Annotated in this window: 18 protein-coding genes; 15 read left to right on the forward strand and 3 right to left on the reverse strand. The window is 62.4% G+C overall.

The features are described 5' to 3' along the window. Positions 1 to 127 precede the first annotated feature (127 nt). Both O6760_RS11085 and O6760_RS11090 read right to left on the reverse strand, forming a co-directional pair. Positions 128 to 1,441 carry an APC family permease gene (locus tag O6760_RS11085; protein WP_269585428.1) on the reverse strand — a complete coding sequence of 438 codons (1,314 nt, stop codon included), beginning with the start codon at positions 1,439 to 1,441 and terminating at the stop codon, positions 128 to 130. Positions 1,442 to 1,560: 119 nt separating this feature from the next. After that, complete coding sequence (locus O6760_RS11090) at positions 1,561 to 1,761, reverse strand: heavy-metal-associated domain-containing protein (protein WP_269585429.1); 201 nt, start codon at positions 1,759 to 1,761, stop codon at positions 1,561 to 1,563. Between the two features lie 163 nt (positions 1,762 to 1,924). Between O6760_RS11090 and O6760_RS11095 the strand changes: the two genes are divergently transcribed. The 14 genes from O6760_RS11095 to O6760_RS11160 all read left to right on the forward strand — a co-directional run bounded on the left by O6760_RS11095 (position 1,925) and on the right by O6760_RS11160 (position 13,183). Next, complete coding sequence (locus O6760_RS11095; RefSeq protein ID WP_269585430.1) at positions 1,925 to 4,432, forward strand: heavy metal translocating P-type ATPase; 2,508 nt, start codon at positions 1,925 to 1,927, stop codon at positions 4,430 to 4,432. Between the two features lie 11 nt (positions 4,433 to 4,443). After that, a complete protein-coding gene (gene cueR / locus O6760_RS11100; protein WP_269585431.1) occupies positions 4,444 to 4,836 on the forward strand; it encodes a Cu(I)-responsive transcriptional regulator in 393 nt (130 codons plus the stop codon). Continuing rightward, the gene (locus O6760_RS11105; protein ID WP_269585432.1) at positions 4,836 to 5,255 is read left to right on the forward strand and encodes a c-type cytochrome; all 420 of its coding nucleotides are present in this window, start codon (positions 4,836 to 4,838) and stop codon (positions 5,253 to 5,255) included. The genes cueR and O6760_RS11105 overlap by 1 nt, the downstream gene beginning before the upstream one ends. A gap of 10 nt (positions 5,256 to 5,265) precedes the next feature. Further along, a complete protein-coding gene (locus tag O6760_RS11110; protein WP_269585433.1) occupies positions 5,266 to 5,619 on the forward strand; it encodes a hypothetical protein in 354 nt (117 codons plus the stop codon). 49 nt (positions 5,620 to 5,668) lie between these two features. After that, positions 5,669 to 6,283 carry a c-type cytochrome gene (locus O6760_RS11115; protein ID WP_269585434.1) on the forward strand — a complete coding sequence of 205 codons (615 nt, stop codon included), beginning with the start codon at positions 5,669 to 5,671 and terminating at the stop codon, positions 6,281 to 6,283. A gap of 3 nt (positions 6,284 to 6,286) precedes the next feature. Continuing rightward, positions 6,287 to 7,177, forward strand: a complete 891-nt coding sequence (locus O6760_RS11120) for a c-type cytochrome (protein WP_269585435.1) — start codon at positions 6,287 to 6,289, stop codon at positions 7,175 to 7,177. A 4-nt stretch (positions 7,178 to 7,181) separates the two neighbouring features. Beyond that, positions 7,182 to 8,576, forward strand: a complete 1,395-nt coding sequence (locus O6760_RS11125) for a multicopper oxidase family protein (RefSeq protein ID WP_269585436.1) — start codon at positions 7,182 to 7,184, stop codon at positions 8,574 to 8,576. A gap of 79 nt (positions 8,577 to 8,655) precedes the next feature. Next, on the forward strand, positions 8,656 to 9,000 hold the full coding sequence (locus O6760_RS11130; protein ID WP_269585437.1) for a hypothetical protein: 345 nt from the start codon (positions 8,656 to 8,658) through the stop codon (positions 8,998 to 9,000). A gap of 64 nt (positions 9,001 to 9,064) precedes the next feature. Next, a complete protein-coding gene (locus O6760_RS11135) occupies positions 9,065 to 9,631 on the forward strand; it encodes a L,D-transpeptidase (RefSeq protein ID WP_442969870.1) in 567 nt (188 codons plus the stop codon). Beyond that, positions 9,628 to 9,933, forward strand: coding sequence for a DUF2933 domain-containing protein (locus O6760_RS11140; protein WP_269585438.1), 306 nt, complete (start codon positions 9,628 to 9,630; stop codon positions 9,931 to 9,933). Before O6760_RS11135 ends, O6760_RS11140 begins: the two co-directional genes overlap by 4 nt. Continuing rightward, positions 9,926 to 10,393 carry a DUF411 domain-containing protein gene (locus O6760_RS11145; RefSeq protein WP_269585439.1) on the forward strand — a complete coding sequence of 156 codons (468 nt, stop codon included), beginning with the start codon at positions 9,926 to 9,928 and terminating at the stop codon, positions 10,391 to 10,393. The genes O6760_RS11140 and O6760_RS11145 overlap by 8 nt, the downstream gene beginning before the upstream one ends. Before the next feature lie 7 nt (positions 10,394 to 10,400). After that, on the forward strand, positions 10,401 to 10,886 hold the full coding sequence (locus O6760_RS11150; RefSeq protein ID WP_269585440.1) for a c-type cytochrome: 486 nt from the start codon (positions 10,401 to 10,403) through the stop codon (positions 10,884 to 10,886). Beyond that, positions 10,883 to 11,626, forward strand: coding sequence for a DsbA family protein (locus tag O6760_RS11155; protein WP_269585441.1), 744 nt, complete (start codon positions 10,883 to 10,885; stop codon positions 11,624 to 11,626). Before O6760_RS11150 ends, O6760_RS11155 begins: the two co-directional genes overlap by 4 nt. 78 nt (positions 11,627 to 11,704) lie before the next feature. Then, positions 11,705 to 13,183, forward strand: a complete 1,479-nt coding sequence (locus tag O6760_RS11160; protein ID WP_442969871.1) for a multicopper oxidase domain-containing protein — start codon at positions 11,705 to 11,707, stop codon at positions 13,181 to 13,183. Between the two features lie 79 nt (positions 13,184 to 13,262). Here the strand turns inward: O6760_RS11160 and O6760_RS11165 are convergent, their stop codons facing one another. Continuing rightward, on the reverse strand, positions 13,263 to 13,952 hold the full coding sequence (locus tag O6760_RS11165; protein WP_269585443.1) for a hypothetical protein: 690 nt from the start codon (positions 13,950 to 13,952) through the stop codon (positions 13,263 to 13,265). A 214-nt stretch (positions 13,953 to 14,166) separates the two neighbouring features. Between O6760_RS11165 and O6760_RS11170 the strand changes: the two genes are divergently transcribed. Next, positions 14,167 to 14,544 (forward strand): hypothetical protein, encoded by a 378-nt coding sequence (locus tag O6760_RS11170; protein WP_269585444.1) that lies wholly within the window; start codon positions 14,167 to 14,169, stop codon positions 14,542 to 14,544. Positions 14,545 to 14,580: the final 36 nt, after the last annotated feature.

A 14,580-nucleotide genomic window follows, 5' to 3' on the forward strand; every position in this document is an offset into this window, starting at 1 on the left:
CATTCCCTGCAAGAGGCGGCGCAGGTCCGCAAGCGCGGCCTGCAGTGTCAGGTAATCGGTGAGGGTCGTCGCCACCCTTCTGACCGGCCGTGCGGTGGGGCGGCCGCCGCCGTCCTGCCGCATCGTCTCAGGAGGAGTGCTGGTGCGGTGCCGGCGGATTGAAGTGCAGAAAGATTTTCACGAAGGCAAAAACCACCGCAATACCGGCAATGGCATAGACGACGATTACCGGATCCTGCTGCCATTTGAGGGCTGCGAAGGCAACCAGGACGACCGTGTCCAGACCGATGGCGGTCAACAGGATCCAGCCGCGTGCGCCGATGTCGTCGCGCAGGTGCCGGAAGACGCCCCAGTGAATGATGATGTCCATGACAAGATAGAAGAAGGCGCCCAGCGAGGCGATCTGGCTGAGGTCGAAAAAGACCGCGAGCAGCGCCGCAACAACGACCGTATAGACCAGGGTGTGATCACGGATGACGCCCGGCATGCCGAAATGGCTGTGAGGGATGAGCTTCATGTCCGTCAGCATCGCGAGCATGCGGGACACCGCAAACATGCTTGCGATCAGTCCGGACGCGGTCGCGACAAGCGCCAGGGCCACGGTGAGATAGAACCCGACGGGTCCCAGCGCCGGCCTGGCGGCTTCGGCAAGCGCATAGTCCTTCGCTTCAATGATGGTCTCGAGCGGCAGGCTGGATCCGACGGCGAAGGCGACAAGCAGGTACACCAGGATGCAAATGGCTATCGCCGAGATGATTGCCCGGCCGACATTGCGGTGGGGATCCGTGATCTCCGCGCCGCTGTTGGTGATTGTCGTGAACCCCTTGAAGGCGAGAATTGCGAGGGCCGTCGACGCGATGAAGCCTGCAACGCCTCCATATTCGGAAGCTTGTCCGGTCGCTTCGAAACTGAACCCGCCTGCCCACAAGGCGGCGGCGCCGAAAACGGCAATGCCGCCGACCTTGAGGATGGCCATGACGGTGGAAAACAGGCCGACCGACCTGTTGCCCGACGCATTGACCAGCCAGGCAAACAGGATAACGCCAACGGCGATCACGGGTACGGGCCAGCCGGAAGGTGCGAGATCGAAACCGCGCAGCAGATAGGCCGCAAAGGTGCGTGCCACAAGACTCTCGTTGATCACCATGGACAGGGCCATGAGCAGGGCAGCTCCGGCGGTAACCGCCGTCGCGCCATAGGCCTTCTGCAGGATCATGCCAATCCCGCCCGCGGACGGATAGGCATTCGACATCTTGACATAGGTGTAGGCACTGAACGCGGTTACGGTGGCGCCCGACACGAACACAAACGGGAAATACGGCCCGGCAAGTTCGGCAATCTGTCCGGTCAGTGCAAGGATGCCCGCACCGATCATCACACCGGTGCCCATGGCGACCGCATCGAAGAGTGTCAGGCTGTCTTTTTCGTAACCGGACGACAAGTCGGGCCTCCCGTGAAGACTGTTTCCTGAACACACAGGGCGGTTCGAGCCCAGGAAACGGATTTGTCGGGCCCGCACACTATTCGGTGTGCGCAGGCCCACCTTTTGTGATCTTGCCTCTAGCCAGGCACGTGGCCGGCCTCGTAGCCTGCCTCGCGGATCGCGGCCGCCATGGCCTCCGGCGTCGTGGATGTGCCGACTTCGACGAGGTGTTTTTCCAGGTCGCAGGTGACGCTTGCCGAGGCATCGACGGTCTTGACCGCCTTTTCGATTGTTGCGGCACAGTGACCGCAGCTCATGTCAGGAACGCTGAATTTCATGTTTGGCTCCATCGGTTGATTGATTTTTAAAGTCCTGGTCTTTCCAGCAGCGGGAAGGTCAAGCGAAAAATCTTGATAAGAAAATTCCGGAACAGGCTTGACCTTCCAGTGACTGGAAACTCTATCTGAGGGACATCGATCAATTCGTACCGGAGTTGGACCCATGTCCGTCCATCGGAAAGTCACCCTGTCAGTTCAGGGAATGTCCTGTGCATCCTGCGTCGGGCGCGTGGAACGCGGCCTGAAAAGCGTCGATGGTCTTGAGGACGTCGCCGTCAACCTGGCAAGCGAAAGCGCCCAGTTCACCGCCGCACCGGACCATGTTGCGGCGGCCGTCGCCAAACTTGACGAGCTGGGCTATCCGGCCCGCACGCAAACGGTGACACTCAATATCCAGTCCATGTCCTGCGCCTCCTGTGTCGGCCGGGTCGACAAGGCCCTGGAAGCCGTTCCCGGCGTGCTCGACGTCAGCGTCAATCTGGCGGCGGAGACGGCAACCGTAACCTTCGCCGAAGGCGCGGTCAGCGTTCAGGACCTGGTGAAGGCCAGTGCGGATATCGGTTATCCGGCGAGCGTCGCCGAAGCCGGCGCGACGCAGGACCGTAGCGAGCGCAAGGCCGAGGAGGCGCGCGATCTCGCACGCAAGATGGCGATTGCCGCCGCCTTCGCCCTGCCGGTGTTCCTGATCGAGATGGGCGGTCATCTGGTCCCGTCGCTGCATCACCTGATTTCGACAACCATCGGCCAGCAGGCGAGCTGGTATCTCCAGTTTGCCCTGACGACGATCGTCCTGTTCGGCCCGGGGCGCGCCTTTTATGCCAAGGGCATTCCGGCGCTCCTCAAGGGCGCACCGGATATGAACAGCCTCGTGGCCGTCGGAACCGGCGCCGCCTATCTCTACTCCGTCGTCGCGACCTTCCTGCCGGTGCTCATTCCGGCAGAGGTGCGCGCGGTCTATTTCGAGGCCGCGGCGGTGATCGTCGTCCTGATCCTGCTCGGCCGGTTTCTGGAAGCGCGCGCAAAGGGGCGCACGGGGGCCGCCATCCAGAAACTGCTCGGGCTCCAGGTCAAGACGGCACGGGTCCTGCGCGAGGGCGAGATAACCGAAGTGCCGATCGAGACACTCGCGACCGGGGATGTCGTCGTTGTGCGTCCCGGTGAACGCATTGCCGTTGACGGCGAGGTGATCGAGGGGGCCTCCCATGTCGATGAGAGCATGATCACGGGGGAACCGGTGCCGGTCGCCAAATCCGCCGGAGCCGCCGTGACCGGCGGCACCGTGAACGGCACGGGCGGGCTCCAGTTCAGGGCGACGCGTGTCGGTGCCGACACGACACTGTCGCAGATCATCCGCATGGTCGAGGAAGCCCAGGGCGCCAAACTGCCGATCCAGGGGCTGGTCGACCGGATCACGCTCTGGTTCGTCCCGGCCGTCATGACGGTGGCGCTCGTCACCGTGCTGGTCTGGCTGCTGGTCGGCCCGGATCCTGCGCTGACATTTGCGCTGGTTGCCGGTGTGTCGGTGCTGATCATCGCCTGTCCCTGTGCCATGGGTCTCGCAACACCGACCTCCATCATGGTCGGCACGGGCCGGGCCGCGGAGATGGGAGTCCTGTTCCGCAAGGGCGATGCGCTGCAGCAGCTTGCCGACGTCGGCGTCGTGGCCCTGGACAAGACCGGAACCGTCACCGAAGGCCGGCCGGAACTGACCGACCTGGTGCTAGCGCCCGGCTTTGAACGGTCTTTCGTCCTGTCGCGTATTGCCGCTGTCGAGGCACGTTCCGAACATCCCGTCGCCGAAGCCATCCTGCGCGCGGCACGCAACGAAGGCCTCGAGCTGCCTGATGCGAGTGGTTTTGCCTCGATCACGGGCCACGGTGTCGATGCGGTGGTCGACGGCGTGCGCGTCCTGGTCGGCGCGGACAGGCTGATGGAGCGCGAAGGTGTCGCGACATCCGCTCTGGCAGGGGAAGAAACCGGATTGGCGAAACGGGGCCGGACGGCGCTCTATGCGGCCATTGACGGACAGGTTGCCGCCGTTATCGGTGTCGCTGACCCGGTCAAGCAATCCAGCCGGGCTGCGATCGCGGCTCTCCATGCCCAGGGTCTGAAGGTCGCGATGATCACGGGCGACAAGCGCGAGACCGCGGAAGCGATTGCCGCGGAAACCGGCATCGACACCGTGATCGCGGGCGTGCTGCCCGACGGCAAGGTTACGGCCCTGACCGGGCTCAAGGAAGGTGGCCTGAAGATCGCCTTTGTCGGCGACGGCATCAACGACGCGCCTGCCCTTGCCCATGCGGATGTCGGGATTGCGATCGGAACCGGCACGGATGTCGCGATCGAGTCCGCAGACGTGGTGCTCATGTCGGGCGATCTGCGCGGTGTCGTGAACGCCCACGAGGTGTCCCGCCGGACCATGCGCAACATCCGGGAGAACCTGTTCTGGGCCTTTGCCTACAACACGGCCTTGATTCCGGTCGCGGCGGGAGCCCTTTATCCGGCATTCGGAATACTTCTGTCCCCCGTTCTCGCGGCCGGCGCAATGGCGCTGTCTTCGGTCTTTGTGCTGACCAACGCGCTGCGTTTGCGCTCCATAGCACCCGCCATGGACGAGACGGCTCCGCAAGTCGCCATTACCCCGCGCGCATCGACGGTGCCTGCTGAATAAGGAGAGGTGTCATGAATATCGGTGAAGTCGCCCGCCAGTCCGGCCTGCCGGCGAAGACCATTCGCTACTACGAGGATATCGGGCTGATCAGACCGCTGAGAACCGGCAACGGCTACCGGTCCTTCCAGGACAAGGATCTCCACCGGCTCGCCTTTCTCGGACGGGCCAGGGCGCTTGGCTTCAGCATCGAGGAGTGCCGCGCGTTGATGTCGCTCTACAACGACGAGAACCGTGAAAGCAGCCAGGTGAAAAGCCTGGTGCAGCTCCATCTGGAGAGGATTGACGACAAGATCGCCCAGCTCCAGTCCATGAGGGCAACGCTTTCGCACCTTGCCGATGCTTGCGCAGGCGACCATCGGCCGGAGTGTCCCATTCTCGATGATCTTGCCGGAGTCCGTTCCTGATGCAGTATGACAGACGTGTGATGCTCCTGCTGATTGCCGCTGTGCTGATCGGCGGGTACTTCCTCATTGACCGGAACGGCTCGGACAAGGAGGCCTCCGGAGCCCCCATGGTCCAGGTGACCGTGCCGCGGCTGGAAGGTGCTGCGGCAATAGGCAAGACGGTTTTCAACAAGAACTGTGCAAGCTGTCACGGAACGAACGCGGCCGGTCAGGAAGGCATAGCACCGCCGTTGATTCACAAGATTTACGAGCCTTCCCATCATGCTGACGGGTCGTTTTTCCTGGCAGTCCGGCAGGGTGTTCGCGCCCATCACTGGCCGTTTGGCAACATGCCGCCGATTGAAGACTTGACCGAACGGGATGTTGACCGGATTGTTGCCTATGTTCGCACGCTCCAGCGCGCAAACGGGATCCAGTAGGTCAGCATCGATGCATCGCCGTACCATTTTCCCTGTTTTCTTGAGGACCGTTCTTGCGGCGGCTTTCCTGCTGGCAGGTGGAACGTTCAGCCATGCGTTCGCCGACATGCCACACGATCATGCACATGCCCTGGAAGCGAATGTCGGCGACAATCATACGCATGCCGACACCGGCCCGGACGGGCATGCCGCCGAGCGTGAGACTGTTCATTGCGGTGCCTATCTGCTGGCCCTGACCGCGGATGCGCATCTGTCTGTTCCCGAACTTGTGCCGGAGACCGGCACGATCTCGCCGGTTTCGGTATTTTCCAGAACGGCAAACCTCGATCCGCCACCTCCACGAGATGTTCCTCTTTCCGCTTGAATTCTTCTTCGGCGACCGTCGCCGATCAACCGGTTACAGGAACAAATTCATGAAATTCAGAGTAATGACCATCGCCGGCGCGCTTGTGCTGGGCGGAGCTGCTGCGGCCCTGGCGCATGGTGGTGCCACGGGCATCGTCAAGGAACGCATGGACGCCATGGACGCCATGGGGGATGTGATGAAATCCCTCACGACCATAATGCGCGGCGAAACGGACTATGACGCGGAGACGGTGCGCAAGGGTGCCGGGGTGATCCGGTCCCATTCAGGCGAGGCCCTGACGAAGCTCTTCCCGGAGCACAGCATCGAAGGCCCCTCGGAGGCAAAGCCCGAGATCTGGTCAAACTGGCAGGAATTCGAGACCCTCGCCGATCAGCTGGACCTTTTCGCCGCGGCGCTCGGCAAGGCCGCGGACAATGGCCTTGCCCATGGCGCCGGAGCAGGCGCGATGGGGCAGGAAAGCATGATGGGCGGAAGCGCGATGATGTCCGAAGGCGGTATGATGGGCGGCGGGTCCATGATGACCCAGGGCGGCATGATGGGGACGGAAACGCCAATGGCGGATCCCGAAATGCTGGCCCAGATGCCGGCAGACGGGATCTTCAACATGGTCGCCCAAACCTGTTCCGCGTGCCATTCCAAGTTCCGGGTCGAGAAGAAATAAGCGATGCGCTTTTGGCTCATTGCGGCAATGGCTGCTCCCGCGTTTGCGGGAGTGGTCCTTGCAGGGCTGCATTTCTGGCCCATAGGCCGGGCGGAAGCGGTCGAAAACCTCGAAGCCGACCCGGGGCGGGGTGCCTATCTCGCCAGAATGTCCGGGTGCATTGCCTGTCACACCAATGCCGATGGAGGGGGCAAGCCGCTTGCGGGCGGCGTGGCCTTGCCGACGGATTTCGGGACCTTCTATTCGCCCAATCTGACAACCGATCCCGAGCACGGTATCGGCGGCTGGAACCTGGAGGATTTCGCGCGCGCCCTGCGCCAGGGTGTGGCTCCTGACGGAAGCCCGTATTTTCCGTCGTTCCCCTATCCGTTCTACAGCAGCTTGAGCGACCAGGATGTCGCCGATCTCTGGGCGGCGTTCAAAACCGTTCCGCCCGTTGCCGAACCTTCGAAGGCGCACGAGATGCTGCCGCCGTTCAATCTGAGGGCAGGGCTCAAGGTCTGGCGTGCGCGCTACCATGACCCGGCGCCGTTTTCGCCGAACCCGGACAAGAGCGATCTTTGGAACCGGGGCAAGTATATTGTTGAGGGGCCGGCCCATTGCGGCGCGTGCCACACGCCGCGGAACCTGCTTGGCGCCCGGGAGGCGGAAATGGCCCTGCATGGTGCCGAGGAGCTTCCCGACGGTGGCAAATCGCCACCGATCACGCAAAAGGCATTGAAGGACGGTGGTTGGGCCATAAACTCCCTGTCATACGCGCTCAAGACGGGGATCACGCCGGACGGCGATGTCTTTGGCGGCTCCATGGGCGAAGTGGTTCGGGACGGCACCGCCTTCCTGACCGACGAAGACAGGAAAGCGATCGCGACCTATCTCCTGGAAAGAGAGAACTGACACCATGCTGACAAGGCGCAGAGTGCTTCAACTGGCCGGAGCGGGGGCAACGGCCTTGTCCATGCCCCCGCTCCTGACCACCTCGCGGGCTTCCGACGGATTTCTGGAACTGACCGCCGGGCCCTCCCGCAAGAAACTCTACCGCGACGATGCGGCGGTGTCCGAACTCTGGACCTATAACGGCACCGCACCGGGACCTGAGATCCGGGTGCGGTTGGGCGAGACCGTGAAGGTGCGGCTCATCAACAATCTTGAAGAGCCGACCTCCATCCATTGGCACGGGATCAGGATCGACAACGCGATGGACGGGGTCGCCGGGCTGACACAGCCCGCGGTGCCGCCCGGCGAGAGCTTCGACTACGAGTTCGTCGTGCCGGATGCCGGAACCTACTGGTATCACGCGCACAACAAGAGCTGGAACCAGGTCGCGCGCGGGCTCTACGGCCCGTTGATCGTGGATGAGGTCGAGCCCGCCTTCAGCCGGGAGAACGACCTGACGCTGGTGATCGACGACTGGCGCCTCAATCGGGACGGAGGCCTCGATCTTGCCAGTCTCGGCCATCTGATGGACTGGAGCCATGGCGGCCGCTTCGGCAACTGGCTGACGGTGAACGGTGAAAGCAATCCGGATTTTCAGTTGGTTCGCGGACAGGCCACCCGCCTCAGGCTGATCAATGCGGCAAACGCCCGGATTTTCGAGATCGACCCGGGACGGTTCAACGCGAAGATCCTGGCCTATGACGGCCAGCCGCTCCTCGAGCCCAAAACACCGGCCTATGCCCCAATGCTGCTCGGCCCTGCGCAACGCATGGATCTTCTGGTGACACCGGAAGACGACTTCGCACTTGAGGAGCTCTCGGGAAACGACCCTTTTCCCTTTGTCCGGTTCAGGACCGTCGAGGGTGACGGGATACCCGGGGCACCCGGATCTCTGCAGCCCAACGCCATCCCCGAACCGGATCTGGACTCCGCCCGGGTCGTGCGCGTCGACATGACCGGCGGTGCCATGGGCCGGATGGTCGAGACGGTCTACAAGGGCAAGGTGCTGTCGGGAGAGGACTATCCGCGCACCGGGCAGCTCTGGGCCTTCAACGGGGTTGCGAACCTGGCCGAGGAGCCGCTGTTTGCGGCCCAAAGAGGAGAAACGATCATCCTGGAGGTTGTCAACGACACGGCCTTCATGCACGCCATGCATGTGCACGGGCACCATTTCCGGGTGGTCGAGCGTGGCGGGGCGACCATCGATGACGGCGATCCCTGGCGGGACACGTTTCTTGTCGGCCCCGACCAGACGACCCGGATTGCCTTCGTGGCGGACAATCCCGGCAAGTGGCTGTTCCATTGCCACATGCTGGAACATGCGGCCGCGGGCATGAACACATGGTTTGATGTCGCCTAGGGTCCTGACCCCGGAGCATTCACTCAAGTGTGTAAGTCCACGTATGGAATTGTTGAAACTTATCAGGTATCCAGACCTCATGCGCTCCTGGCTTTCGATCTTTCTGGTTGCCGTTTTTGCAGTGGTTCACACGGCCGCTGCGTTCGGTGGAGACCGTGTCGGACTGCCAGCGCCAGCCCAACAGGCCGAAGCCCTTTCGACGACGCTGACGAACGCCGGTGCTCACCATATGAAATGCTGCGAGCAATCCGGTGAGCAGAGCAAGACACAGAAGGCATCGAGTTGCAGCGCGGACTGCATCTCATGGCTCGCGGCGCGCGCCGTGGCGCTGCCGCATGTGAAAATCGCGCCGGAACAGGTGCAGCCGCCCGAATTCACCGCCTCCAAGCCATCCCCGGAAAACCGACCTCCAAGACAGGTCTGACCAGGCACACGCGCGGCTCCGCAAGGACCGCGCGCGACAGGTCAATCTGTATTGGAGTGGAACGATGCTATCCAGGCGAAGCCTGCTTTTTTACGCAGCCATGTCGTACGGGACATTCGCTGTCCCGGCGTCCGCGCACCAGACCCTAAAGAACACCTTCACGGTCGACCCCAAGTTCGAACCGCAAGCCGTCCCCTATTTCGCTCATCCACCCGGAACTATCGTGGTGGATACAGGGAAGCACTTTCTCTACCTCGTTGAAGGGATCGGAAAAGCGCGGCGCTACGGCATAGGTGTCGGTAGGGCCGGTTTGTCGCTGAAGGGCGAGGCGGTCGTGGAGCGAAAGGCGAAATGGCCCAGCTGGCGTCCCACCGCCAACATGATCCGGCGCAATCCCGGGAAATACGCCAGGTATGCCGGCGGTGTTCCCGGCGGTCCCGGAAATCCGCTCGGGTCCCGGGCCCTCTATCTCTATCGCAATGGCCGGGACACGATGTACCGGATCCATGGCACCACCGAACCATCCTCGATCGGACGGTCCGTCTCGAACGGCTGCATTCGCATGATCAATGCGCATGTCGAAGACCTGTTCGAGCGCGTCCCGCTTGGAACAAGGGTAATCATCCTATGACAAGTCAAACCACACGCACCGCGAGCGGATCCTCCGTTCCGTCGGTCACTCTCGCCTCGAAGGCGGCCTCTCCTGCGGGCAAGGTCCTGACAGGGCATAATCTCTTCATGATGGCATGCTGTGCCGCAATGGTTGCCGGCACCGGCATCCTGATCGCGGCGGCTCCCGCCGGACAGACGATCGGACAGACCCTGCTTTATGCCGCGCCCATGCTGGGCTGCGTCGGCATGCATCTGGTCATGCACCGCCTCATGGGAAAATCGTGCCACGCACAGGCAGGAAAGGAAAAAAACAATGACTAAGAGACAATTGGCAGGCATCACCGCGGGCATGATTGCCATGGCGGTTTCCTCCGCGGCTCTGGCCGGGGACGCCACGACCGTCACGGTGTTCAAGACACCATGGTGCGGTTGCTGCAAGGTCTGGACGGACGCCGTTGAAGCGGCCGGCTACAAGGTTGTGATCGAGGACATGGAAGACCTGTCGGGGATCAAGAAACAGGCCGGCGTGCCGGAGGAAATGCAGGCCTGCCACACGGCGGTGATTGACGGAGAGCGCAAATATGTCCTGGAAGGCCATGTGCCTCTGGAAGCGGTCGACAAGCTGATGAACGAGCGGCCGGACATTCAAGGCATCGCGGTGCCAGGAATGCCGCAGGGATCGCTCGGCATGGGATACGATCCCGGCGCGAGCTACACGGTCTATGCCCTGGACGGCAACAACACCGGATCGCCGCAACCCTTCCTGACGACCGGTCAGTGACCCGCACATGGTCACGCTGACAAGTCGATCCCTGTTTGCCGGAATGGCGGTTGCGGCGGCTGCCGCAGCCGCTGTCTATGCGACGGGAGCCGGCAATTCCGCCGGCTTCGAGCTGAAGCCGGACGACCAGGAACTCGTTGGCCGGGGGGGCGGGATCTATGCGCAATATTGCGCCTCCTGCCACGGAGCGGCGCTTGAAGGGGAGCCCGACTGGCAGTCGGGCAATCCCGACGGCACGCTCAAGGCCCCGCCCCACGACGAAACCGGCCACACCTGGCATCATGCGGACGAGCTGCTTTTCCGGGTCACGAAATTCGGAACGGCAAAGGCTCTGGACCTTGAGGATTTCCAGTCGAACATGCCCGCCTTCGAGGGCACGTTAAGCGATGCGGACATTGTCGCCGCGCTGTCCTGGATCAAGGCGCAGTGGCCCGCGGAGATCCGGGAGCGGCACGACATGATGAACGAACGCATGAGGAGCAACCGCCAATGACTTACCGTTTGCCCGGCCTGGGCGCGATCCTGATCGCCGTTTTCACAACCTTTTCGGCCGCCCTGGCCGATCAGGGCGGCGGTCTGTCGGAAAGCAGGGTCAAGGAACTGGCGCTCGAGGCTATCCTCGAAAATCCTGAAATCATCGAGGAGGCGATCGGCATGCTCCAGCAAAGGCAGCTGGAGCGCCAACAGGCCGGCGTGGCTTCGATCCTTTCGGAAAGGCGCGCCGAATTGGAACAGGATCCGAATGCGCCGGTCCTGGGCAACCCGGAGGGCGACGTCACGCTGGTCGAATTCTTTGACTACAATTGCCCCTACTGCAAACGTGCGATGCCCGAAGTCAAAGCCCTTCTCGAAACGGATCCGAATGTGAGGCTGGTCTATCGGGAATGGCCCATTCTGAGCCCGGGATCCGTCTTTGCGGCACGGGCCGCGCTCGCGGCGCGCAAGCAGGGCAAGTATGACGCATTCCACTGGGCGCTGATGGGCCATGAGGGCCGGATCGAGGAAGCCACCACGATCGAGATCGCCAGGGAGGTCGGACTGGATGTCGAACAACTCGAGGCGGACATGTCGGCCCCCGAAGTCGAGGCCCATATCAGCCTATCGATGGACCTCGCCGAAGCCCTCAACATCAACGGCACGCCGACCTTCATCGTCGCGGACAGCCTTTTTCCGGGCTTGGTCTCGTCCGAGGAACTCATGCAGGCAATCCGGGAAGCCCGGCAGGACCGGTGACAAGATAACCTGCAACCAGTCGGGTGGGGAGTTCGGTCTCACGGTCTCTTCGCGCGGCCATGCACGATCGGAAAAGGCGTGTTGAACAGAAGACAACTGCTTTTGGGCGGAGCTGCCGCGCTGGTCGCGGCAGGCGGTGCCTACCGGTATGGCCTGCGCCATTCCGGTCCAGGGGACGAGGAACTGGGAACACTGCCCAGGCTACGTTTTCCGCCGCTCCTCGATGCGCGGGCGAACGGGACGTTCGAGCTGACGGCGATGCCGGGCACGCATCAGATGCCCGGTATAGGAGCCGCGGCCACAGCCGGCTTCAACCAGGCCTATCTCGGCCCGGTGATCCGGCTCGGTGCGGGCCACTTCCGCGGATCCGTCAGGAACACACTCGGGGAAGACATCACGGTGCACTGGCACGGATTGCTTATCCCCGGCGACCAGGATGGCGGGCCGCATCAGCCGGTTCCGCCCGGAGCAACCTGGAATGTCGATCTCGAGATCAGCCAGCCGCCGGCAACGCTCTGGTATCACTCGCACAGCCACAGGAGAACCGGCATTCAGGTCTATCACGGGCTTGCGGGCATGCTCCAGATCGTGGATGGGCTCGACGACGAGCGCGGCGTTCCAAACAGCCATGGCATCGACGATCTGCCGCTGGTCATACAGGACCGGCGCCTGGCGGCCGACGGAACCATGCCCTATGAGCTCGGCATGATGGATCTCATGCATGGCATGACCGGAGACACGATCCTCGTGAACGGTCAGGCAGGTTCGGTTGTTGCCGTGCCGAAGGGGATTGTCAGATTGCGGCTTCTGAACGGCTCTAACGCGCGGATCTATGATCTTGAGGCTGACGACAACCGGCCGCTCCACCTGATTGCTACGGACGGCGGCCTTCTTCCCGCACCTGTCGAACTGTCTCATTTGCTACTGTCGCCGGGCGAACGTGCGGAGGTTCTGGTCGATTTCTCGGATGGCCGTCCGATGACCCTGTTCAGCAAGCAGGATCCGAACCAGGGGCCTGGCGGAATGATGGGACGCTTCAGGGGCGTGCTGGACCAGGTCTGGGATCAATCCTTCCCGGTGCTGTCCGCAATCGTGGACGAGACGCTTCCCGTACGGTTCGGCCGGTTGCCGGACAACCTCGGCGGTACGCCGGCGACGTCCCCTTCTCCGAACGCCCGGAGGCGGTCCTTTGAGCTGAACATGGGCATGGGAATGATGGGTGGCGGTCCCTCTTTTGGGATCAACGGCAAGCCCTTTGATCTGGGGAGACTGGATTTTACCGTCCCGCTCGGCTCGACGGAGATCTGGTCGGTCAGTTCAGACATGCTCAGTCATCCGTTTCACATTCACGGGACCCGGTTCCAGGTATTGTCGGAAAACGGGGGCCGGCCCCGGCCGGAATACCGGGGCTGGAAGGACACGGTGTTGGTGACCGGCCGTTGCGAGATTCAGGTGACGTTTGCGCGTCCTGCTTCGCCGGACGCTCCCTACATGTACCACTGTCATGTTCTGGAGCATGAAGATGCTGGCATGATGGGACAGTTCGCCGTGCGGTGAGGTCCACAAGGCCAAGCATGACGGGATCGCCGTCTCGCATGATTGCCCGACGGCTCCGTTTGGTCCCCCTGTCGGCAATCTATCTTTGACGCGCGGTCGCCGCCGCGCTTCCTTGCCTCAGCAAACTAAAACCGCGCCAGAGCGCCCCCGCGTCCGCTTGCGAGATCAGGCCGGTCGCGCCCAGGAGCCGGGCCAGAACCATTCCGGTGCCGACATTGACACCCAGATTGATGATCCCGTTGATCAGGGCTTCATCGCCTGCGCGCATCAATTGCCGGCCGGCATGGCCATACAGGCGGGAATAGAGTTCATTGCCCGCGCCGACGCGAACGATCCCGCCCATGGGCAGGCCCGGTCCCGTCGCGATCAGCAGACCGCGGGTGCGCATGTGCGGATGCGGGTGCGGTCTGAACCGGGTGACCGAGAAATGGCCGCCGCTCAGATAAACCAGGACTTCCGAGGAGGAGGAATCGATCGCCTGCAATATCTCACCGATCTTTTCCGTATGCGCTTCCCAATGGTTCTCCTGAATGGCGTTGGCGACCGATGCGACCACGCTTGAGAAATGCTGCTGCGGATTGTTGAACTCGAAGAGACGGACGATGCCCTGGATCCGCACGTCGATATGCGGCGGCCTGCTCAAGGTGGCCAGGTGCTGGCCATTGTCGCGAAGGTCCTGATAATGAACGCAGTTTGAAAACAGTCGGTCCAAAATCTGCTTGAGATTGCGCTCAACGCGTTCCGTAGGCGCATAGATGATCACTGGCATAAGCCGGTCTCCGTTTGTCGTCGCCCACGACTTGTCCAGGCCTCTCGGCCGCTGGACCCTAGAATATTAACAAGCGAACCATATTCCGCCAACTGTTCCTTTCCTCGCAAGGAAACGGAAGGTTTCTGGGCGTCCGTTCGCAAGGTACAACACTTCTTTTGCGGTGCTCATAATTTTTACTTGCGTCCGCCGCTTCCCGGCATATATGGACGTCATGACCTCGACCTCACTCAGACTTGGCAAACTTGTCGCGACGCTATGGCTGGCGTTCGTGGTGTCTCTTGCCGGTTTGACGCCGGGACACGGTGCTTCCGGCGAGACAGGTCACATGAACCTGGAGAAAAGCGGCAGTCCCTGCGGCAAGTCCATGGCCCACGAGGCGCACAATCACGGCGAGCCTGCCGCTGACTTCGTCGAAGATCCGGTCCCGGGTGAATGTTGTGACGGCACTTACTGTGCAGGTGACACGGTTCGCTCTAGCGACGAGACGCTGTCGGGCGTCTTGTACGTCGTCACGTTTCTGCAGGTCCCCCCGGACGCGTTGCAGCGCGCCGATCTTTCCCTTCCGCACCGCCCGCCAAGAACACTCTGACATCCGTGTAGCCGTGTCCGGGCATTGTCCGGGCGC

Origin of the sequence: Roseibium sp. Sym1, assembly GCF_027359675.1 — a bacterium.
In the GTDB taxonomy this organism is placed as follows: domain Bacteria; phylum Pseudomonadota; class Alphaproteobacteria; order Rhizobiales; family Stappiaceae; genus Roseibium.

Bases quoted from the DNA above. Each gene is read 5' to 3' on its own strand.
- O6760_RS11090 (WP_269585429.1), bottom strand. From the start codon at position 1,761: ATGAAATTCAGCGTTCCTGACATGAGCTGCGGTCACTGTGCCGCAACA.
- O6760_RS11095 (WP_269585430.1), top strand. From the start codon at position 1,925: ATGTCCGTCCATCGGAAAGTCACCCTGTCAGTTCAGGGAATGTCCTGT.
- cueR (WP_269585431.1), top strand. From the start codon at position 4,444: ATGAATATCGGTGAAGTCGCCCGCCAGTCCGGCCTGCCGGCGAAGACC.
- O6760_RS11105 (WP_269585432.1), top strand. From the start codon at position 4,836: ATGCAGTATGACAGACGTGTGATGCTCCTGCTGATTGCCGCTGTGCTG.
- O6760_RS11110 (WP_269585433.1), top strand. From the start codon at position 5,266: ATGCATCGCCGTACCATTTTCCCTGTTTTCTTGAGGACCGTTCTTGCG.
- O6760_RS11115 (WP_269585434.1), top strand. From the start codon at position 5,669: ATGAAATTCAGAGTAATGACCATCGCCGGCGCGCTTGTGCTGGGCGGA.
- O6760_RS11120 (WP_269585435.1), top strand. From the start codon at position 6,287: ATGCGCTTTTGGCTCATTGCGGCAATGGCTGCTCCCGCGTTTGCGGGA.
- O6760_RS11125 (WP_269585436.1), top strand. From the start codon at position 7,182: ATGCTGACAAGGCGCAGAGTGCTTCAACTGGCCGGAGCGGGGGCAACG.
- O6760_RS11130 (WP_269585437.1), top strand. From the start codon at position 8,656: ATGCGCTCCTGGCTTTCGATCTTTCTGGTTGCCGTTTTTGCAGTGGTT.
- O6760_RS11135 (WP_442969870.1), top strand. From the start codon at position 9,065: ATGCTATCCAGGCGAAGCCTGCTTTTTTACGCAGCCATGTCGTACGGG.
- O6760_RS11140 (WP_269585438.1), top strand. From the start codon at position 9,628: ATGACAAGTCAAACCACACGCACCGCGAGCGGATCCTCCGTTCCGTCG.
- O6760_RS11145 (WP_269585439.1), top strand. From the start codon at position 9,926: ATGACTAAGAGACAATTGGCAGGCATCACCGCGGGCATGATTGCCATG.
- O6760_RS11150 (WP_269585440.1), top strand. From the start codon at position 10,401: ATGGTCACGCTGACAAGTCGATCCCTGTTTGCCGGAATGGCGGTTGCG.
- O6760_RS11155 (WP_269585441.1), top strand. From the start codon at position 10,883: ATGACTTACCGTTTGCCCGGCCTGGGCGCGATCCTGATCGCCGTTTTC.
- O6760_RS11165 (WP_269585443.1), bottom strand. From the start codon at position 13,952: ATGCCAGTGATCATCTATGCGCCTACGGAACGCGTTGAGCGCAATCTC.
- O6760_RS11170 (WP_269585444.1), top strand. From the start codon at position 14,167: ATGACCTCGACCTCACTCAGACTTGGCAAACTTGTCGCGACGCTATGG.